Raw genomic sequence first — 19,883 nt, 5'->3', positions numbered from 1 at the left:
GGTCTCGGCGGACGGTACGGCCTCAGGGGGCGGTACGGCCTCGGTGGCGGCCGGGGCGGGCTGCTCCGGGGTGGCTTCGGCGGGGGCGTCCTGCGGGCTCTGGGGGGCCTGCACTTCCTGCGCGTCCAGGACGACCGGGGCGTCCGGGTCGTCGCCGAGCTGGACCAGCGAGGCGCCGTCCTGCTCCACGACGGGCTGACCGGCGGCGGAGCCGTCTGCGGCCGCGGGCTGCGCGTCGTTCGCCGGGGCTTCAGCCGCCGGGGCAGCGGGCTGCTCGGGGATCTGGGCGGGCTCCTCGGCGGGCTGGGCGTTCTCGGCCTCAGGGGTGTTCTGGGCATCCGCGGGCTGCTCAGGGCCTACGGGCTGCTGGGCGCCCTCGGAGACAGCGGCCTGCTCCGGCTGCGAGGCTACGGCCTGCTCGGCGGCGGCGACGGCGGCGGCGTCAGCGGGAACAGCGTCCCCGGCCGGGGCCTGCGCGTCGGCGACCGGGGCGGCCTCGGCGACCGGAGCGGCCTCCGCAGCCGCTGCGGCCTCGGACGGCTCCGCCGCCCCGACCTGCTGCTCCTGCCCCTGCTCGCCCTGAGCCTGCTCAGCCTGAACCACGGCGTCCTGCGCCACATCGCCCGCAGGCGCGTCGGCCGCAGCCACGTCGCCCACAGCCGCGTCAGCCACAGCACCCTGCCCCTGCTCGGCCACAACAGCCTCCTCCGCCACAGCCTGCTCCGCACCAGGCACGGCCTCGGCCATGCCCTCCGCCGGCGCCTCCTGCGCGGCCTGCTCCTGCTCAGCGGTCACGGCCCCGTCCTGCCCCGCCGCAGGCGTCTCGGCCGTCTCGGCCGGTGCCTCCTCGGCGGCCTGTATGGGCTGCGGCACCTCCACGGGCTGCGCGCCCTCGGCCGTACCGGCGGCGACCGCCTCCTGGGCCTGTTCCGCCTGCTGAGCGGCCTCGGCCACCTGCGGCGGGGCCTCGACCGCCTCGGACGGCACGCCCTCCACCACAGCCTCGGAACCCTCGGGCTCGGGCACCTCACTCGCCTCAGCAGTCACATCAGCCACCGCAGCCTCCTCAGCACCGCGATCGACCGTTTCTGCACCCGGAGCCGTCGGTACGGCGGCAGCGGCCTGCCCGGCGGCTGCCGCGGCGACCGGCGCCACGGGGGCGGCCTGCGCCGGGGCGCTGTCCCACGACGGCACCTCGGCGGGGATCCCGCCGGGCTGCGGTCCGGGCATCGGCGCCGCGCCGGGGGCCGCGTACTCCTCGGCGACGGCCTGCTGCGCGGCGGGGGCGCCGCCGGAGGTGTCCGCCTGCGGCGCGCCCTCCTCGACGTCCAGGTACTCGGGGCCCGGCGCGGGCCGGGCGGTGGTGGCGCGCGGCGGCGCGCCGGCCGGGCCGCGGTCGGCGAGCGAGCGGACCACGCCGCCGCCCGCGTCGGGGACCGGCGGGCCCATGTGGAGCGGGCGGCGCGGCGGCGCGGGAGTCTGGGGCGCGGCGGGCGGCGGGACGCGTACGCCGCTCACATCGACCGAACCGGTGTCACGGCCACCGCTCTCGTGGTCGCCGGCCTCGGGCGGCAGCGGCTCGTACCCCATGGCGCCGAGCGGCGCGGAGTCGTACGGGCCCGCCTGCTCGGGCACGGACTGCTGGGGCGGCGCCTGCTGCGGCTGGGCCTGCTGCGGGAACGGGGGCGGCGCCACCGGCTGGTGGTGCTGCTGCTCGCTGCCCCACGCGCCCTGGGCCCCCGGCATCAGCAGCAGGTCGTCGTCCTCGGCGCCCGCGTCGGCGGGGTCGAGATAGGTGTAGGTGTCAGGAGCCTGGGGCGTGCCCGGCGCCTGTGTCGGGCCGGCGTCGGCAGGGGAGGGAACGGCCGCCGGCTGCGGCTGTCCGGGCTGTCCGCCTGCGTTCTCCGGCAGCCCCTCGCCCGGGACCTGGCCGGTGTCGGTCATGCGTACCCCTCGCCCATTTGGTAGTGCTCCTTCCAACCGCTCGTGCGACGCGCTCCACCGCGGCGCGCCGACCGCCCCGATAGCTAGAACGAGCGAGCGCGCCTCGCGGCACGTCCGCCCTCAAGAGCTTCATTTACGGCCAAAACCACGGCATGTTCCGGATATTGGCGTACGAAACCGAACGCGGGACGGCGGCGCAACGATCCGCCAGCCTACCCCGCGCCGGGGCCGCGCCCGGTCACGGGTGAGGAACCCGATAGCCGCTGAGCAGGAAGACGACGGCCCGCTCCCGCTCGACCCAGGCGGAGGTGTCCAGTTCCACGGACTGCAGCAGCGCGCACTCGGCCTCGTAACCGCCGTCGGCCAGCGCCCGTCCGATCGCCTCGGCCTCGTCGCGGGTGGCCGCGTGCGCGACGATGCGCTCCGGCCGGCGGGCGGCGCAGGCGGTGATCACGGCCGCTCCCCCGCCGCCGACCCGTACGACGTCCGGTTCCGGCAGGTCCTCCAGCACCTGGGGCGCGTGGCCCTGTACGACCTGGAGCTGGACGCCGTACCGGCGGGCCACCGCGGCGGTGCGGTCGCAGGCGTCCGGGTCGGCGTCCACCGCGATGACGGCTGCCCCGAAGCGCGCGGCCTCGACGGCGGCGGCGCCGCTGCCCGCGCCGATGTCCCAGACCAGGTCGCCGGGCCGGGGCCCGAGGCAGGCCAGCTGGGCACTGCGCAGCTGGACGGACTCCCCTTCGCCCAGAACGCCGCCGTACGCCTGGGCGGGCAGCCCCCAGCCGCGCGGCGGCGACGGGTAGGCGACGTCCCGGCCCGCCATCCAGCCGCTGCCCTGGGCGGCGGCGCTGGCCCCGCCGACGACGATGACGACGTTGGGGTCGCGCCAGACGTGGTCGGCGGCCTTGTCGGAGGTGAGGACCGTCACCTGCTCGCGGTCGGTGCCCAGTTCCTCGCAGATGACGAAGGTGCGGTGCACCCCGTCCAGCAGCAGGGCGAGTTCGGCGGGCCCGGCGCCGGGTGCGGTCAGGACCGCGACCTTGGTGTGCGCGCGGCAGACGTTCACGGCCCGGCGCAGGTCACGGCTGTGGGCGACGACGATCTGGGCGTCGTCCCAGGGCATGCCGGCGCGGGCGAAGGCCGCGGCGACGGACGAGACGGCGGGCACCACCTCGACCTCCAGGCCGTGTTCCGGCGCGCGCAGGGTCCGTACGACACCGAAGAAGCCGGGGTCGCCGTCGGCGAGCACCACGGCGGTGCCGCGGTGCTGGGCGATGCGGCGGGCGGCCAGGTCCACGCTGCCCAGCCGGATCTGTTCGGCGTGCGGCGGTACTTCGGGCAGGGTGAGGTGGTGGGCGGCGCCGGCCACGAGCGTCGCCGCGCCGAGGGCGGAGCGGGCGGCGGCGGTCAACGGCGAACCGTCCCACCCGATCACCGTGACCCGGTCGGCCATCGTCGTCAGTCTCCTGGGCTTGACTTGCTACGGAACAGGACTGGGCGGTACGGAACGGCTGCGCCCGCGGAGCGCGCCGCGCACGCGCCGGACGGAGCGCACGGCGGCGGTCGGCCGCTCTCCGGGCCCGGCGGGCAGGCCGAGACTACCCGCAGAGGTCCGGACCACCGCGCGCGGGCCGCGCCGGACGCGGCCGAAACCGTACGGCCGCGGTCCGGGGGCGGGCCTTCAGTTCCACTCGGGATAGGCGAAGCCGTTGGCGTCGGCCATCCGGCCCGGCACGCCGTCGAGGTCCTCGGGCAGCAGGCTCCATACGATCAGGTCCGTACGGATGTCCGTCCAGCCGCCGTCCTCGGTGCGCGAGCGGGCTATCCAGGCGTTGCGCAGCACGCCCTCGCTGATGCAGCCGACCTTCTGGGCCACCTGCTGGGCGGCGGTGTTGTCGGCGGCGGTGCGCAGTTCCACCCGCTCGAACTTCTGGTCCCTGAAGAGCCACTGGGCGACCGCCAGGACCGATTCGCAGGCGTAGCCCTCGCCGCGGGCCCAGGGCGCGGTGACGTAGGCGATCTCGGTGCTGAGCACCCGCCAGTCGGTGTGGTCGAGCTGGACGGTGCCGACCAGGCGCTGGGTGAGGAACTCGGTGACGGCGAGGGCGATGCCGCGGCCTTCGGTGCGCACCGCGCCGGCCCGGCGGGTGGCCCAGTCGCGGGCGAGGTCGCTGGTGTACGGGTGCGGCAGCGCGGTCCAGGCGGTGGTCAGCTCGTCGTTCATCATCTCCGTGAGCGCGGGCACGTCGGCCTCTTCGAACGGGCGAAGCACCAACCGATCCGTGCTGATGGAGATGTCCGGAAAGGTGGATGTCATGCCGCTGCTCCAACGCCGTTGACCGTGCTGCTCCGAAGTTCGGGCCGGGTTGACCGTCTTTGAGTGCACCAGCATGCAGCATCCGACCGGAGATGTGCCACGCGCGCGGGCCCCGGTGGCGCGATGCGCGGCCGGGGCCCGTCGTCGAACGGCTCACCCGCCGCCGCGGACGTCAGGTGCGGACGGGGTCAGCTCTTGGGCGTGCCGAAGGCCGGGATGACCGAGCCGTCCTTGTACTTGTCCTCGATGAACTTCTTGACCTCGGGCGAGTTCAGCAACTTCGCCAGCTTCTCGACCCGCGGGTCGTCCTCGTTGCCCTTCTTGACCGCCAGGAAGTTGGCGTACGGGTTGTTCTCCGCCTTCTCCAGGGCCAGCGCGTCGGTGGAGGGCTTGAGCTGGGCGCCGATGGCGAAGTTGCCGTTGATCACGGCGGCGTCCACGTCGGCCAGGCGCGGCGCGATCTGGCCGGCCTCCAGCTCGGTGAGCTTGATGCCCTTGTTGTCCTCGACGTCGGTCAGCTTCGCATCGGAGCCGACGCCCTTCTTGAGGGTGATGACGCCGTTGTCGGCGAGCAGCTTGAGCGCGCGGCCCTCGTTGGACGGGTCGTTCGGGACGGAGACGGTGTTGCCGGCGGTCAGCTCGGAGAGCTTCTTGACCTTCTTCGAGTACACGCCCAGCGGCTCGATCGCGACATTGACGACCGGCACGATGTGGGTGCCGTTCTTCTGGTTGTAGGTGTCCAGGAACGGCTTGTGCTGGAAGAAGTTCGCGTCGACCTGGCCGTCCTCGGTGACCTTGTTCGGCAGGTTGTAGTCGTTGAACTCCCGGACCTCCAGCGTCAGGCCCTCCTTCGCCGCGAGCTTGTCCTTGACGAAGTTCAGGATCGCGCCGTGCGGGGTCGGGCTGGCGGCGACGGTCAGCGGTGCGCTGCTGTCCGCCTTCTTGCCGCCGGAGGAGGAGACGTCGGAGGGCGCGCTGCAGGCGCTCGCGCCGAGGGCGACGGCTGCCGCGGCCAGGGCGGCCACGGTGATGTTGCGGGTGGTACGCACGAAGAGTGCCCCTATCTCGTTTCTCGGACGCGCGGGACCGGCGGTCCCGCGCGGGTGCGCCCGGCAAAGGGTCCGGGCTCAAGAGGGTCCGGTGCGGACCCGGTCTCAGGCGCTGACGCGCTCCTTGGGGGCGTCGGCGGTGGCGGCGGCGGGGGCTCCGTCGGCGGCGGGGACGGGCGCCTTGCGCAGTCCGACGCGTACGGAGGAGGAGCCGCGGCTGCCGCGGGCGGCCAGGCGGCGCACGATCAGGTCGCCGAGCAGCTGGACGGCGATGACCAGGACGATCAGCAGCACGATGGTGATCACCATCAGGTTGGTCTCGTACTGGAGGTAGCCGTAGGTGTAGGCCAGGTTGCCCAGCCCGCCACCGCCGACCGCGCCGGCGATGGCGGAGTAGCCGATCAGCGTGATGACGGTGGTGGTGACGGCCGCGACCAGGGCGGGCAGGGCCTGCGGCAGCAGCACCTTGAAGACGATGGTCCAGGTGCCGCCGCCCATCGACTGGACGGCCTCGACCAGGCCGTGGTCGACCTCGCGCAGCGCGGCCTCGACCAGCCGGGCGAAGAACGGGATGGCGGCGATGACCAGGGGCACGACCGCACCGGTGGGGCCGATGGAGACGCCGACGACCAGGCGCGTGAAGGGGATCAGCGCGACCATCAGGATCAGGAAGGGGAAGGACCGGCCGATGTTCACCACCGCGCCGATGATCTTGTTGACCACGACGTTCTGCAGGACGCCGCCGCGGTCGGTCAGGATCAGCAGGACGCCGAGCGGAATGCCGATCAGGACGGCGTAGAACGTCGACCACCACACCATGAAGAGCGTGTCGAGCGTGTTGTTGTACAGCAGCGGCTGCATCTGCGACCAGGTCACTTGGCACCTTCCTTCACCAGCGCGCCGGCGGGCGCCGTCGTCGCGGGGTCGGCCGGGTCGCCGGCCACGTCCACCTGGAGGCCCTGCTCGCGCAGGAAGCCGATGGGCACGACGTTGTCCTCGAAGCGGCCGGGCAGCTCGATGCGCATCCGGCCGATCTGCTTGCCGCCGACGGTGTCCATCGCGGCGCCGAGGATGGAGATGTCCACGTTGTACGTACGGGACAGCTCGGAGATCACCGGGCGGGTGGCGGCCTCGCCGTGGAAGGTGACGTCCACCACGGTGCGGTCCGGGCCCGAGGGCTCGCCGCCGACCGGGAACAGTTCGCGGGCCAGCTCGGAGCCGGGGGTGGCGAGCAGTTCGGCGACGGTGCCCTGCTCGACGACGCGGCCCTTCTTCATCAGCGCGGCCGAGTCGCAGATCGTCTTGACGACGTCCATCTCGTGCGTGATGAGCAGCACGGTCAGGCCGAGCTGGCGGTTGAGGTCGCGCAGCAGCTGGAGGATGGAGCGGGTGGTCTCCGGGTCCAGGGCGCTGGTGGCCTCGTCGGAGAGCAGCACCTTGGGGTCGCCGGCCAGGGCGCGGGCGATGCCGACGCGCTGCTTCTGGCCGCCGGAGAGCTGGGCGGGGTACGCCTTGGCCTTGTCGGCGAGGCCGACCAGGTCGAGCAGTTCCAGGGCCTTGCGGGAGCGCTCGCGGCGGTCGACCTTGAGGATCTCCAGCGGCAGCTCGATGTTGTCCTGGACGGTGCGCGAGGACAGCAGGTTGAAGTGCTGGAAGACCATCCCGATGTGACTGCGGGCGGCGCGCAGCTCCGCGTTGGCGCGCTGTCCCTTTCCGGCCAGCGCGGTCAGCTCCTGTCCGGCGACGGTGACCGTGCCGGAGGTGGGGCGCTCCAGGAGGTTGACGCAGCGGATGAGGGTGGACTTGCCGGCGCCGCTCTGGCCGATGACGCCGTACACCTCGCCCTCGCGGACGTGCAGATCGACGCCGTCCAGGGCGGTGACTTCGCGGTCTCCTGAGCGGTAGACCTTGGTCAGGCCCGTTGTGGTGATCACAGGGAATTCCGTCACTGTCGTGTGCCGGGCGGCTCGTCCGCCGGGCACGGGGCATTCATGGCAAAAGTGCGGCAGGGGGGACCCGGAGGGCGTGCTGGCCCGGCTTCGGGTTCCGGTGACGCGGGGCGGCCTGGGGTCGTGGCGTACGGCTGCGTACGGCGGTCACGGCGCAAGGCGGCGGGTCTCGCTTCGGGGCGCGAGGCTCGGCGGGGGCCCTCAGCGGTCACACATTCGACACATGCAACGAGCACCGGGCGTCATGGTCGCCTCGGTCGCAGGGGTGCGGTTGCTCGTCGTGGTCATGTTCGCCAGTAAACCAGACAGGCGTACGGACCGATCAAGCCTGTCCGGATGGCGGACAGGCCCGACCGATGCCTGGACAGCGGGTCAGCTCGCGGTGGTGATCTCCAGGCCGTCCGGCGTGGCCTGCACGGACACCGCCGACAGGTCCCCGACGACCACATCGGCGGACAGCTCGTCGGCCCGGTGTGTTGTGGTCAACGCCACGGTGGTCATCCCGGCGGCGCGGCCGGACGCGAGCCCTGCGGGCGCGTCCTCGAAGACCACGCAGCGGGCCGGGTCCACGCCCAGCCGCCGGGCGGCCAGCAGGAAGGGCTCCGGGTCGGGCTTGCCGCGGGTGATGTCGTCGGCGGCTATCAGGGTCTTCGGGCGGATACCGGCCTCGGCGAGCCGTGCCTCGGCCAGGCGGGCCGTGGCGGAGGTGACCACGGCCCAGCGCTCGGGCGGCAGCTGGGAAAGCAGTGCGAGGGTGCCGGGCAGCGCGTGCACACCGCCCGCGACGTCCTCGTACTCCAGCTGCTCGATCCGGGCCAGCGCCTCGGGCACACGGGCGGCGGGCAGCAGATCGCCGATGATCTCGGCGGCGGGGCGCCCGTGCAGCTCGACCCGGGCGAAGTCCTCGGCCGTGATCCCGTACTCCTCGGCCCACCGCGTCCAGCAGCGCTGAACCGAGTCCAGGGAGGAGACCAGCGTCCCGTCGTTGTCGAAAAGCAGCGCGGCTGCGGAGATCTTCATGCTGCGCCAGCGTACGTGACAGGGGGTGACCGGCCGCCCCGGCCACCGGTGACCGGGGGTGACCGGCGGGGCCGCGCGCCTGGGGCGGCGGCGGGCCGATTAAAGTCGCCTCATGCCCTATATCTCCACCTCGCGCACCCGCGCCGCGCGGAGGTCCCGGTGATCGACGCGCTGACGGTCGCGATCGGCGTGACCGCCCTCGCCCTGGCCGCCTGGTGCGGCTTCGCCGCGTACCGCGACGAGCCGACGAAGGACTGGCACTTCATCGGCATGGCCGTGGTCGCACTGCTCGCCGTGGTGCAACTGGTCGTGGGCTTGGTGCAGTTGGGCCGCGGCGAGACGGCGCGGGACGGTACGGCGATCTTCGTCGCCTATCTGATCGGCGCCGCCGCCTGCGTACCGGCCACCGGGTTCCTGTCGCTCTCGGAGCGCACCCGCTGGGGCTCGGCCACGGTGGCGGCGGGCGCGGTGGTCCTGGCCGTACTGGAAGTGCGGCTGTTCGACATCTGGGGAGGCGGCCATGCCTGAGACATCCGCGGGGTCCCGGACCCCCGAGGCCGCGGCGGGCGGCGCGCGGCGTTCCCTGGGCACCGGCCCGGGCCGGCTGCTGGTGGCGCTGTACGGCGTCTTCACCGTCGCCGCCGCGTCGCGCGCGGCCTACCAGCTGATCGCCCAGTTCGACCGGGCGCCGCTGGCGTACCTCCTGTCCGCGGTCTCCGCGGTGGTCTACGCCTTCATCCTGTTCTCGCTGGTGCGCGGCGGCGAGGGGGCCCGCAAGGCCGCGGTCGTGTGCTGCGCGCTGGAGCTGGCCGGTGTGCTCGGCGTCGGTACGTGGACGCTGGTGGACCGCTCGGCCTTCCCGGACGCCACCGTCTGGTCCGACTTCGGGATGGGCTACCTCTTCATCCCGGTCTTCCTGCCGGTGACCGGACTGCTGTGGCTGCGGCGGGCCCGCCGGGCGTGACGCGTTGCCCGGCGGGCCGCCGCCGCGCGGCTCCGGCCGGTCAGGCGCTCGCCACGTAGGTCTGCGGCGCGCCGTCCGCCGCGGCCGCCTCCTTCTCCAGCGTGATCACGCTGAGCCGGGAGCTGACCTGCTCGGTGCCGACGGGCGCGTAGCCGTGGCTGCGGTACAGGCGCAGATTGCCCTCGCTGCGGTGCCCGGTCAGGAGCCGGTAGCGCTTGGCGGAGCGTTCGGCGGTCAGCCGCTCCTCGACGGCGGCCAGCAGCCGTCCGCCGAGGCCGTGGTGCTGCATGCGCGGGTGGACGATGAGCTTGCCGATGGCGGCCGTGCCGTCCGCGTCGACCGTGCCGCGTACCGCCCCGACGACCTCCGTGCCGAGCCGGGCCACCACCGCGCAGGCGTCGCCCAGTTCGGCACGCAGGTCATCCAGGGTCTGGGTGAGCGGTTCGATCGAGTAGTCGTCGTACAGCGCGGCCTCCGGCTGGTAGCAGAGGTACTGGAGTTTGAGGATCTGCTCGGCGTCCTGGTCGGTCGCCGCCGAGATGGTCACGCTCATGCCCATGCGCGTATGCCTCCCCTTATTCGGTTCGGTGCGGCCGGGCGTGCAGAGGGTGTGAGGGTGCGCCCGGACCGGTTGCCCTGACTGACGGAGCCGTGTGGTGCACGGCGCCGTCGTGGCGTGAGCGACGCCGCCCCTCCCGGACTCCCCGGTTTCGGGCGGCGGCAATCTCCGCCATGAGCATTCTGCGCAGGCATTCCTGACAACGGGAACGGACCGGCTCCAAGCTCCTCTGTGACATTCCCAACTCAGATGAGAAGTCCCGGTGCTGGGGCCGGCCCGGTCCCGCCGGTGGTGCGCGGTGTCTCAGGGCGGGGCGCCGTCAGTGCTTGCGGAACTCCGCGGCGGCCAGCAGCGCCGTGTCGCAGTTGTCGGAGAACAGGCCGTCGATGCCGGTGGCCAGGCACTTCTTGAAGTAGCCCAGCGCGTCGCCGTACGCGTCCGGGTCGGTGCCGCGGCGGAAGTCCGCGGGCAGGAAGGTGTTCTCGTTGCGCCCGGTGTACGGGTGCAGGACCAGCCCGGCGGCGTGCGCGTCCCGGACGACGGTGGTGGGCTTGCCCAGCTTGTCGTCCTTGGTGCGCGGGAGGATGACGGTCAGGTCCGGGCCGATGCCCTCGGCGAAGCCGGCGATCCACTTCAGGCCCGCGGGCTTGACCAGGTCGGCGGTGGTACGCGGGTCACCGGCCACCTCGAAGTCCCAGGGGCGGTCCTTGAGGGTGCCCAGCAGGACGACCTTCGGGCAGTCGACGAGCTTGCCGAGCCGCTGGATGCTGCTGGGCTCGAAGGACTGCAGGAAGTTCGGCGAGTTCTTCCGGTGCCGCCCGTACTTGCGCAGCAGCCGGGCGAGACGTTCCTCCAGCCCGAGGCCCAGCTTGCGGAAGTAGGTGGGGTGCTTGGTCTCGATGTGCAGCCAGATGCGGCGGCCCCGCTTGCGGCCCTCGCGGTCGGCCCACTTCAGGACCTCCTCGAAGGTCGGAACGTCCCACACGCCGTCATAAAGGGTGTTGTGCTGCCGGGTGCCCGGAATGCGCTCCTTGGCCCGCAGGGTCTTCAGCTCGGCGAGCGTGAAGTCCTCGGTGAACCAGCCGGTGAGCTTGACCCCGTCGACCGTCTTCGTCGTCCTGCGGTCGGCGAACTCCGGGTGCGCCGAGACGTCCGTGGTGGCCGTGATGTCGTTCTCGTGCCGGCAGACGAGATGGCCGTCCTTCGTGGGCACGACGTCCTGTTCGATGACGTCCGCGCCCATGTCCAGCGCGAGCTGGTAGGAGCCGAAGGTGTGCTCGGGGCGGTAGCCGCTGGCGCCGCGGTGGCCCACGATCAGCGGGACGGGCAGCTCGCCGTGCGCGCCGTGGCCGCGCCCCCGGGAGCTCGCGGCACTCGCCGTACCGGTTGTGCCCCAGACCGCCGCGCCCGCGCCGAGGGCCGCCGCACCCAGTACCGTCCGGCGTCCCGGCAGCTGCCGTTCCTGCATGTTCGCGCTCCTTGCTCCAGGGCACCGGTGAGGGTGTCCGGCACCTGTCAATGGGTCGGGGCGATCCTAGGCACGTACACCTTTCGAACGGGAGACGTGGTCCGAAACGCCCGGAAAACCCGCGTCAACTCTGCGTATCGGTCCCATGAACCCGATGTGCGATCGAGCGCGGCCGACGAGTATCGTCCAGGGCTGCATACCCGTGCACGCCCGCGGCGGCCGCCGCACACCACCCACGACCGGAGGGCCCGTTGTCCCGCATTCTGCTGAAGGCGTTTCTCGGATTCGTCATGCGTGTCCTGTTCCGCCCGAAGGTCGAGGGCGCGGAGCGCATTCCCGGCAGCGGACCGGTGATCCTGGCCGGCAACCACGTCACGTTCATCGACTCGCTGTTCTTGACCCTCATCGTCAAGCGGCCGGTGTTCTTCATCGGCAAGGACGAGTACGTCAAGGGCAAGGGCCTCAAGGGCCGCCTGATGGCCTGGTTCTTCACCACCGCCGGCATGATCCCGGTGGACCGGGACGGCGGGCACGGCGGCGTCGCGGCGCTGATGACCGGCCGCCGGGTGCTCGACGAGGGCCACGCGTTCGGCATCTACCCCGAGGGCACCCGCTCCCCCGACGGCCGTCTGTACCGCGGCCGTACGGGCATCGCCCGCCTCGCGCTGATGACCGGCGCGCCCGTCGTGCCGTTCGCGATGATCGGCACCGACAAGGTGCAGCCCGGCGGCAAGGGCCGTCCGCACCTGGCGCCGGTGACCTGCCGCTTCGGTGAGCCGCTGGACTTCTCGCGCTACGAGGGCATGGACCGCGACCGCTACGTGCTGCGCGCCGTCACCGACGAGGTGATGAGCGACGTGATGCGGCTGTCCGGCCAGGAGTACGTGGACATGTACGCCACCAAGGCCCGCGCGGCCTGACCCGGCGCAACCGCGACGCGCCGGTCCCCGTCCGAACTCCGGGCGGGGACCGGCGCGTTGGCGTATCGGAAGGCCGTACGGCTCAGCAGGGAACCCGGAACCCCTCCGCCGTGGGCCGGTTGGCGGCCAGCGCCGCGGCCTCGGCGCGGGGCAGCACGACCCCGGCCGCGCTCCGCAGCCGCTCCGGTGCGTGGATCTCACCGATACGCGCACCCGTGACGCCGCCGTTCTTGACCGTCACCCGGTTCAGCGGCGCGGGCTCGATCCGCCCCCTCTCCTTGACGTACGCGACGAAGCTCTCGAAGTCGCGGTTGTGCCGGAAAGGCTTGGCGAAGCCGGTGAAGGCGGGGTATCCGTCCTGGTTGAGCAGCGTGTACGAGGGTGCCGCGATCCGGTACGAGCGGGAGACGTCCAGCGGCCTGCCGTCGATGAGCACGTCGGCCGGGTCCACCCGGTTGCCCGCCGGGCCGGTCGCGTCGAAGCTGTAGCGGACGTTGGCGGAGACCGCCAGCGGCGCGTACTTCAGACCGCCGCCGGCCGGCGTGGTCCACTGCTGCTCCAGCGCGTCGTGGATCTGCTGTCCGGTGACGGTCGCGGTGACGATCGGGTCGCCGAAGCCGACCGCGTTCCACGCCTTGCCGAACGCCACCGTGCCGTCCGTCGCCGCGTCGTACACCAGGTCCCCGGCGATGATGGCCTGCCCGAGGCGCGGCGCGATGGCGATGACGGCCAGGTCGGCGGGGACCGGCGGGTCGAGGTTCGCGTCGTTCATCGGGCCCTGCGGCTGCCGCCCGGCCCACAGCGCCCAGTCGGCCACCAGGTCGCCCATGGTGGACTCGCCCGCCTCGTTGCGGGTCCGGGTGAAGGAGGCGGTCTGCTTGCCGAGGGGGACCGCGGCGCGCCGGGTCCCGTATCCCGCCCAGTACTTGACGACCTCAGCCAGCTCCGGGTGCGGGGCCACGTCGCGGGTGTTGGGGTGGTTGGTGGACGTGGTCAGCTCGCGGATCACCTTGCCGGTGGCCGGGTCCAGCCGGAGGTTGATCTCGTTGATGATCTGGCCGTGGCAGCCGGCCTCGACGAACGGGCGGCGCACCCCGTCGGGGTCCGGGACCATCATGTTGAAGGCGGTGTGCCAGTGACCGCAGACGATGGCGTCGATGTCCGGCGAGCAGCGCAGCGCCAGTTCGTAGGCGGGACCCGAGGGGTTGGTGCCGCTGTTGAAGTCGCCGCCGGCCACCGCGCCGTCGTGCATGCTCAGCACGATCGCGTTGACGCCGCGGGCCTTCAGCTCGGCGGCGCAGCGGTTGGCGGTGGCCAGCAGGTCCAGGGTGCGCAGCCCCGGCTGGTAGGAGGCGGGCATCAACTCGCTGCCGAGGACGGTCAGATGGATGAAGCCGACCGGCAGGCGGCGGCCGCGCCCGGCGTCCACCCACTCGATGTTGTACGGCGGCAGTACCGTGCGCCCGTCCTTGGCCCACACCATGTTGGCGCTGTAGTAGGCGAAGTCGGCGCCGTGGAAGCGCTGCCCGGCGGAGTCGACGAAGGAGTTGTCCCAGTCGACCGTCGGGTACGAGATGCCGTCCACCATGTGCTGCGAGAGGAAGGCGGGCGACTTGTCGAACTCGTGGTTGCCGGCCGACGCGAAGTCCATGCCCATCCGGTTCAGGGCCTCGATGGTCGGCTCGTCGGCGAGCGACTCGGCCGGGAACTCCCAGCCGGAGAAGAGGTCGCCGGGGGCGAAGAACAGCGAGTTGGCACGGCCCGCCCGCAGCCGTTCGAGGTGCGCGGCCATGTAGGCCACGCCGCCCACGGTGTACTTCTTGCCACCTGCGCCGGTAATGACCGAGTTGCTGGCCGGCGCCGCCTGGAGGTAACCGTGGAGGTCGGTGATGTTGAGCAGTTGCACGTCCACGTACTCGTCCGCGGTACGCGCGTCGCGCGCGTGGCCGGAAGCGAAGGCGTGGGTGCCGACCGCGGTGACGGTGGCGAGGGCCCCCGCCGCGGTGAGGAACATGCGTCTGCCGAGCTCTGCCAAGGTCGTCACCCTCCTGAGAGTGCCCGAGTGCGGGGGAACGACTGGAGAGTCAAACGAGCCATGGGAGCCTCCCGGCCCACACGAGGCGACCGGCACGTGAACGGGCGGGGGACAACAACCGCCCCCCGCCCGGTCCTTGAGGTCATCCGCGGTCAGCCCCGCACGGCCTCCTGCTCCGGCTCCGCCTCGGCGGGGCTGTCCGCCAGCCGCTGGCCGCGCAGCAGGAACCACGCGGCACAGGCGGCGGCGAGCAGCACCGCGGCACCCACCCCGGCGGCCGTGTCCAGGCCGTCGACGAACGCGTGCTGGGCGGCCGTGAGCAGGCTCGATCCGGTGTCGGCCGGGAGGGTGCCGGACGCCTCGACGGCCCCGCCCAGCGACTCCCGCGCCGCGTCGGCGGACGCCTCGGGCACCCCTGCCGGAGTGGTGAAGCCCCGGTAGATGCCGGTGACGATGGAGCCGAGCAGCGCGATGCCGAGGGCGGCGCCCAGTTCGTACGCCGTCTCCGAGACCGCGGAAGCGGCGCCTGCCTGCTCCTTGGGCACGCTGGAGAGGATCACGTCGGCGGTGACGGTGAACGCGAAGCCCGCGCCGATGCCGACGACGAACAGGATCGTGCCGAGCGTGAAGGTGCTGGTGTCCTGGCCCAGGCCAATGCACCCGGCCAGGGCCAGCCCGACCACCCCCAGGCCGCCGGCGACGACGAGCCGTACGGACAGCCGCCGCGCGACGTATCCGGCCGCGAGCCCCGCGCCCACCGCACCGACCGCCGCCGGCAGTTCCACCAGGCCCGCGTTGAGGGGCGAGCGCAGCTGCACCATCTGGAGGAACTGCGAGAGGAAGAAGACCAGTCCGGACAGGCCCAGGATGGTCAGCAGGTCGGCCAGTACGGCGCCGGAGAAGCCGCGGTTCTTGAAGAGCCGCATGTCCAGCAGCGGTGAGGCCAGGGTCTGCTGACGGCGTACGAAGGTGATGAGCGCGAGCGCCCCGAGGACGGCGGCCGCCGCGATGTCCCAGCGTATGCCGTGCACCGCCGCTTCCTTGACCGCGTACACGATCGCCACCATGCCCACCAGCGACAGCCCCACGCTGATCAGGTCCCACGGGCCCGGGTCCGGGTTGCGCGACTCCGGCAGCACCTTGGCACCGACGAGCACCAGCAGCGCCATCACCGGCAGGTTGATCAGGAAGACCGAGCCCCACCAGAAGTGGCCGAGCAGGAAACCGCCGAGGACCGGGCCGACGGCGGCGCCCGCCGAGGCCATCGCGCCCCAGATGCCGATGGCGAGACTGCGCTCCCTGGGGTCGTGGAAGAGGTTGCGGATCAGGGCGAGGGTGGAGGGCATCAGCGTCGCGCCCGCCACGCCCAGCAGGGCGCGCGCCACGATCATCATGGCCGGGCTGCCGGCGTACGCGGCGAGCACCGACATGGCGCCGAACACGACCGAGCCGGTCAGCAGCAGCTTCTTGCGCCCGATGCGGTCGCCGAGGCTGCCCATGGAGACCAGCAGACCGGCGATGACGAACGAGTAGACGTCGCCGATCCACAGCAGCTGCGTGCCGGAGGGGCGCAGGTCCTCGCTGAGGAAGGGGGTGGCCAGGCCCAGTACGGTGGCGTCCACGCCGACCAGCAGGACGGCGAGGACCAGGACGGCGAGCGCGAGCCAGCGTCCGGGGCGCGGCTGGTGCTCCGCGGTGGCGCCGGTGTGCTCCGCGGTCTCGTTGGCGGGCTTGCTCATTTCTCCATGCTCCGTCGGATGCCGCCGAGCAGCAGCTCGGAGATCGAATGGGTGAGGTCCTTGGACGCCACGCGCCCCTCGTGCACGGCCCACGCGCCGGCGCCGATCAGTCCGTACAGCGCCTCGGTGAGCCAGACGGGCGTGAGGTCGATACGGAAGGCGCCCTCCTCCTGTCCGCGCCGGAACAGCGCGTGGATACGGGCGTCGAGCCGGTCCCAGCCCTCGTTGACCTCCTCGCCCTCGAAGAGCTGGTTCTCGGTGTAGAGGAAGGCGAGGAAGCCGGCGACCGGCTCGGACTCGGCGATCAGCCGGCGCAGCGCGGTGACCGCGTCGTCCTCGTCGAGCCGGGCCGCGTCCAGCGCCTCGGTGAACTGCCGGATGCCCAGTTCCTCCAGCGCTTCGATCAGGGCGTCGCGGCCCGCGAAGTGCCGGTGGAGGGTCGCCCGGCTGATCCCCGCGGCCCGCGCGATCTCGTCCATCCCGGCGGTCGCCTTACGGGTGAGCAGGCCGGCGGCCTCTTTGAGTACGTGTTCTCGGTCTACGGCCATGAGACACAGGATAACCGAATGAGACATCAATGTCTCACAAGCGGCATGTGAGTCTCACGCATGAGGAGGGCCCGCGCACGCAAAAAGCAGCCCCGGCCCCCTCGCCCACCGCGAGGGAGCCGGGGCTCGAAGGCGCCTGATCAGCTCTTGGCGTCCGCCCACGCCCGCTGCGTCGCCAGGTCCGTCCTGACCTCGGCCAGCTGGACGGCGACGGCGGACGGGGCCGTGCCGCCCCGGCCGCTGCGCGAGGCGAGCGCGCCCGGCACGTTCAGCACCGTCCGCACCTCGGGCGTCAGATGCGGCGAGATCGCGGCGAACTGCTCGTCGCTCAGCTCGTCCAGCTCGATGCCGTGCCGCTCGCACTCCTTGACGCACTCCCCCGCGACCTCGTGCGCGACCCGGAACGGCACGCCCTGCCGCACCAGCCACTCGGCGATGTCCGTGGCGAGCGAGAAACCGGCCGGGGCCAGCTCTTCCATCCGCTCCCGGTTGACGGTCAGCGTGGCCATCATCCCGGTGAACGCCGGCAGCAGGATCTCCAGCTGGTCACAGGAGTCGAAGACCGGCTCCTTGTCCTCCTGGAGGTCCCGGTTGTACGCGAGCGGCAGCGCCTTCAGCGTCGCCAGCAGGCCGGTGAGGTTGCCGATCAGCCGGCCGGACTTGCCGCGAGCCAGCTCGGCGATGTCCGGGTTCTTCTTCTGCGGCATGATCGAGGAGCCGGTGGAGAAGGCGTCGTGCAGGGTCACGAAGGAGAACTCCTTCGTGTTCCAGAGGATGACCTCCTCGGCGATCCGGGACAGGTCCACGCCGATCATCGCCGTGATGAAGGCGAACTCGGCGACGAAGTCCCGCGACGCCGTCCCGTCGATGGAGTTGGCCGCGCTGCCGCCCTCGAACCCGAGGTCGGCGGCGACCGCCTCCGGGTCCAGGCCCAGCGAGGACCCGGCCAGCGCCCCCGACCCGTACGGCGAGACAGCCGTCCGCGCGTCCCACTGCCGCAGCCGCTCCGCGTTCCGCGACATCGCCTGGACGTGCGCGAGGACGTGGTGCGCGAACAGCACCGGCTGTGCGTGCTGGAGGTGCGTACGGCCCGGCATCGCGACGTCCGGGTGCGCTTCCGCGAGGCCGACCAGCGCCTCCTGGAGGTCCGCGATCAGCCCGCCGATGATCCGCGCGTGGTCGCGCAGATACATCCGGAAGAGCGTGGCGACCTGGTCGTTACGGGACCGCCCGGCCCGCAGCTTGCCCCCGAGGTCCGGGCCGAGCCGCTCCAGCAGGCCCCGCTCCAGCGCGGTGTGCACGTCCTCGTCGGCGATGGTGCCGGTGAAGCTGCCGTCGGCCACATCGGCCTCCAGCCGGTCCAGCCCCGCGAGCATCCGCGTCAGCTCGTCCTCGGTGAGCAGCCCCGCCTTCTTCAGGACGCGGGCGTGCGCACGGGAACCGGCGATGTCGTACGGCGCCAGCCGCCAGTCGAAGTGCACGGACGCGGACAGCTTCGCCAGGGCCTCGGCGGGCCCGTCGGCGAACCGCCCGCCCCAGAGCCGGACGTCACCGCTGTTGCTGCTCACTTGCTAGCTCCTCGTGGATGGTGAGGTGAGATGTACGGTCCGGCTCCCGGCGGCCGGACGGACCGGCCCCGGGGACGGAGTGTCGGACGGGCCCGGCCCTACGCCAGGTCCCGCTTGGCGGCGATCTTCGAGGACATCCCGAAGATCTCGATGAAGCCCTTGGAGAGCGACTGGTCGAAGGTGTCGCCCGTGTCGTAGGTCGCGAGGTTGAAGTCGTACAGCGACTGCCCGGACCGCCGCCCGGTGACCACCGCGCGCCCGCCGTGCAGCGTCATCCGGATGTCGCCGGACACCGCCCGGTTCGCCTCCTCGATGAACCCGTCCAGCGCCCGCTTCAGCGGCGAGAACCACAGACCGTCGTAGACCAGCTCGCCCCACCGCTGCTCGACCTGCCGCTTGTAGCGGGCCAGCTCGCGCTCGACGGTGACGTTCTCCAGCTCCTGGTGGGCGGTGATCAGCGCGATGGCGCCGGGTGCCTCGTAGATCTCGCGGGACTTGATGCCGACCAGCCGGTCCTCGACCATGTCGATCCGCCCGACGCCCTGCGCACCGGCCCGCTCGTTGAGCTGCTGAATGGCTTGGAGTACCGACACGGGCCGGCCGTCGACGGCAACCGGCACGCCGGCCTCGAACGTGATGACCACCTCGTCGGCCTCGCGCGGCACCGACGGATCGGCCGTGTAGTCGTACACGTCCTCGATCGGCGCGTTCCAGATGTCCTCCAGGAAGCCGGTCTCCACGGCCCGCCCGAAGACGTTCTGGTCGATCGAGTACGGCGACTTCTTGGTCGTCGCGATCGGCAGGTTCTTGCTCTCGCAGAACGCGATCGCCTTGTCCCGGGTCATCGCGTAGTCCCGGACCGGAGCGATGCACCGCAGATCAGGCGCCAGCGAGGAGATCCCCGCCTCGAACCGCACCTGATCGTTCCCCTTGCCGGTGCAGCCGTGCGCGACGGTGGTGGCGCCGTGCTTCCGGGCGGCGGCGACCAGGTGCTTGACGATCGTGGGCCGCGACAGCGCGGAGACCAGCGGGTACCGGTCCATGTACAAGGCGTTCGCCTTGATCGCCGGCAGGCAGTACTCATCGGCGAACTCGTCCTTGGCGTCCGCGACCTCGGCCTCGACCGCACCGCAGGCGAGCGCGCGCTTACGGATGACATCCAGGTCCTCACCGCCCTGGCCGACATCCACAGCCACGGCGATGACCTCGGCGCCCGTCTCCTCGGCGATCCAGCCGATGGCGACGGAGGTGTCCAGACCGCCCGAGTAGGCGAGTACGACGCGCTCGGTCACGGGGTTCTCCTTACGGCGGTGCATTCACTGATAGGCATAACTATGCACTCCACCGCATGATTCGTCAACGCACTTCACCCGAACGCCGCCCCCGACCCCGCCCTCGCTCCCCCTACTCCCCCTCCAGCACCTCGACCAACACCGTCAGATGGCTCTCCTCAACACTCTTGGTCGCGGTCAGCAGGGTCAGCGGCCCGGCCGCCGCATACTCCCGCAGCCGCCCCAGCGCCTCCCGGGCCGGCGATACGGCCAGCTCGTGCCGGTACCGCTCGGCGAATTCGGCATACCGCTCGGCCCGGTGCCCGTACCAGGTACGCAGCTCCTTGGAAGGCGCCACGTCCTTGCACCACTCGTCCAGGTGAGCGGCCTCCTTCGCCACCCCCCGGGGCCACAGCCGGTCGACGAGCACCCGCGTACCGTCCGCCGCCTCCGGCTTCTCGTACACCCGGCGCTGCCGGATCTCTCCGCGCTGATCACCCATACCGCCATGCAACCACGCACACCCCCACCC

General features: G+C 72.1%; 17 protein-coding genes and 1 pseudogene. 3 read left to right on the top strand and 15 right to left on the bottom strand.

Annotated features, from left to right (window positions below; all coding sequences use genetic code 11):
- The 7 genes and pseudogenes from ADK86_RS07465 to ADK86_RS07435 all read right to left on the bottom strand — a co-directional run.
- Positions 1-1,944, bottom strand: a pseudogene (locus ADK86_RS07465) (5,6-dimethylbenzimidazole synthase); the annotation flags it as partial.
- A 238-nt stretch (positions 1,945-2,182) separates the two neighbouring features.
- On the bottom strand, positions 2,183-3,397 hold the full coding sequence (cbiE, locus tag ADK86_RS07460) for a precorrin-6y C5,15-methyltransferase (decarboxylating) subunit CbiE (RefSeq protein WP_053695867.1): 1,215 nt from the start codon (positions 3,395-3,397) through the stop codon (positions 2,183-2,185).
- Between the two features lie 228 nt (positions 3,398-3,625).
- Positions 3,626-4,261: a GNAT family N-acetyltransferase gene (locus ADK86_RS07455; protein ID WP_030603784.1), complete on the bottom strand. Its 636-nt coding sequence runs from the start codon at positions 4,259-4,261 to the stop codon at positions 3,626-3,628.
- Positions 4,262-4,449: 188 nt separating this feature from the next.
- Complete coding sequence (locus ADK86_RS07450) at positions 4,450-5,310, bottom strand: MetQ/NlpA family ABC transporter substrate-binding protein (RefSeq protein WP_053695866.1); 861 nt, start codon at positions 5,308-5,310, stop codon at positions 4,450-4,452.
- A gap of 105 nt (positions 5,311-5,415) precedes the next feature.
- Positions 5,416-6,186 carry a methionine ABC transporter permease gene (locus ADK86_RS07445; RefSeq protein WP_053695865.1) on the bottom strand — a complete coding sequence of 257 codons (771 nt, stop codon included), beginning with the start codon at positions 6,184-6,186 and terminating at the stop codon, positions 5,416-5,418.
- Entirely contained in the window at positions 6,183-7,244 is a 1,062-nt protein-coding gene (locus ADK86_RS07440; protein WP_030603788.1) for a methionine ABC transporter ATP-binding protein, read from the bottom strand. The genes ADK86_RS07445 and ADK86_RS07440 overlap by 4 nt, the downstream gene beginning before the upstream one ends.
- A gap of 387 nt (positions 7,245-7,631) precedes the next feature.
- The gene (locus ADK86_RS07435) at positions 7,632-8,279 is read right to left on the bottom strand and encodes an HAD family hydrolase (RefSeq protein WP_053695864.1); all 648 of its coding nucleotides are present in this window, start codon (positions 8,277-8,279) and stop codon (positions 7,632-7,634) included.
- Positions 8,280-8,438: 159 nt separating this feature from the next.
- Here ADK86_RS07435 and ADK86_RS07430 point away from each other — a divergent pair, with 159 nt between their 5' ends.
- Both ADK86_RS07430 and ADK86_RS07425 read left to right on the top strand, forming a co-directional pair.
- A complete protein-coding gene (locus ADK86_RS07430) occupies positions 8,439-8,807 on the top strand; it encodes a hypothetical protein (RefSeq protein WP_003982544.1) in 369 nt (122 codons plus the stop codon).
- Positions 8,800-9,243, top strand: coding sequence for a hypothetical protein (locus tag ADK86_RS07425; RefSeq protein ID WP_053695863.1), 444 nt, complete (start codon positions 8,800-8,802; stop codon positions 9,241-9,243). The genes ADK86_RS07430 and ADK86_RS07425 overlap by 8 nt, the downstream gene beginning before the upstream one ends.
- A gap of 40 nt (positions 9,244-9,283) precedes the next feature.
- On the opposite strand, the gene ADK86_RS07420 is transcribed toward ADK86_RS07425, so the two are convergent.
- Complete coding sequence (locus ADK86_RS07420) at positions 9,284-9,802, bottom strand: GNAT family N-acetyltransferase (RefSeq protein WP_053695862.1); 519 nt, start codon at positions 9,800-9,802, stop codon at positions 9,284-9,286.
- Positions 9,803-10,121: 319 nt separating this feature from the next.
- Positions 10,122-11,270 (bottom strand): glycerophosphodiester phosphodiesterase, encoded by a 1,149-nt coding sequence (locus tag ADK86_RS07415; protein ID WP_053695861.1) that lies wholly within the window; start codon positions 11,268-11,270, stop codon positions 10,122-10,124.
- A gap of 251 nt (positions 11,271-11,521) precedes the next feature.
- Here ADK86_RS07415 and ADK86_RS07410 point away from each other — a divergent pair, with 251 nt between their 5' ends.
- A complete protein-coding gene (locus tag ADK86_RS07410) occupies positions 11,522-12,190 on the top strand; it encodes a lysophospholipid acyltransferase family protein (RefSeq protein WP_030603798.1) in 669 nt (222 codons plus the stop codon).
- An 82-nt stretch (positions 12,191-12,272) separates the two neighbouring features.
- Here the strand turns inward: ADK86_RS07410 and ADK86_RS07405 are convergent, their stop codons facing one another.
- From ADK86_RS07405 to ADK86_RS07380, 6 genes are all read right to left on the bottom strand, one after another.
- Positions 12,273-14,204, bottom strand: a complete 1,932-nt coding sequence (locus tag ADK86_RS07405; RefSeq protein WP_234345754.1) for a bifunctional metallophosphatase/5'-nucleotidase — start codon at positions 14,202-14,204, stop codon at positions 12,273-12,275.
- A gap of 173 nt (positions 14,205-14,377) precedes the next feature.
- Entirely contained in the window at positions 14,378-15,964 is a 1,587-nt protein-coding gene (locus tag ADK86_RS07400; RefSeq protein WP_053695859.1) for an MFS transporter, read from the bottom strand.
- Entirely contained in the window at positions 15,961-16,512 is a 552-nt protein-coding gene (locus ADK86_RS07395; RefSeq protein WP_053695858.1) for a TetR/AcrR family transcriptional regulator, read from the bottom strand. Before ADK86_RS07395 ends, ADK86_RS07400 begins: the two co-directional genes overlap by 4 nt.
- A 140-nt stretch (positions 16,513-16,652) precedes the next feature.
- Complete coding sequence (gene argH, locus ADK86_RS07390) at positions 16,653-18,080, bottom strand: argininosuccinate lyase (RefSeq protein WP_053695857.1); 1,428 nt, start codon at positions 18,078-18,080, stop codon at positions 16,653-16,655.
- 98 nt (positions 18,081-18,178) lie between these two features.
- Positions 18,179-19,372, bottom strand: a complete 1,194-nt coding sequence (locus tag ADK86_RS07385) for an argininosuccinate synthase (protein ID WP_053695856.1) — start codon at positions 19,370-19,372, stop codon at positions 18,179-18,181.
- Between the two features lie 112 nt (positions 19,373-19,484).
- Positions 19,485-19,853 carry a DUF488 domain-containing protein gene (locus ADK86_RS07380; protein WP_053695855.1) on the bottom strand — a complete coding sequence of 123 codons (369 nt, stop codon included), beginning with the start codon at positions 19,851-19,853 and terminating at the stop codon, positions 19,485-19,487.
- Positions 19,854-19,883: the final 30 nt, after the last annotated feature.

Source organism: Streptomyces sp. NRRL F-5755 (assembly GCF_001279365.1).
Taxonomy (GTDB): Bacteria; Actinomycetota; Actinomycetes; order Streptomycetales; family Streptomycetaceae; genus Streptomyces; species Streptomyces rimosus.
Note: the sequence above shows the minus strand (reverse complement) of the source record. Positions and strands in the feature narration are given on the sequence as shown.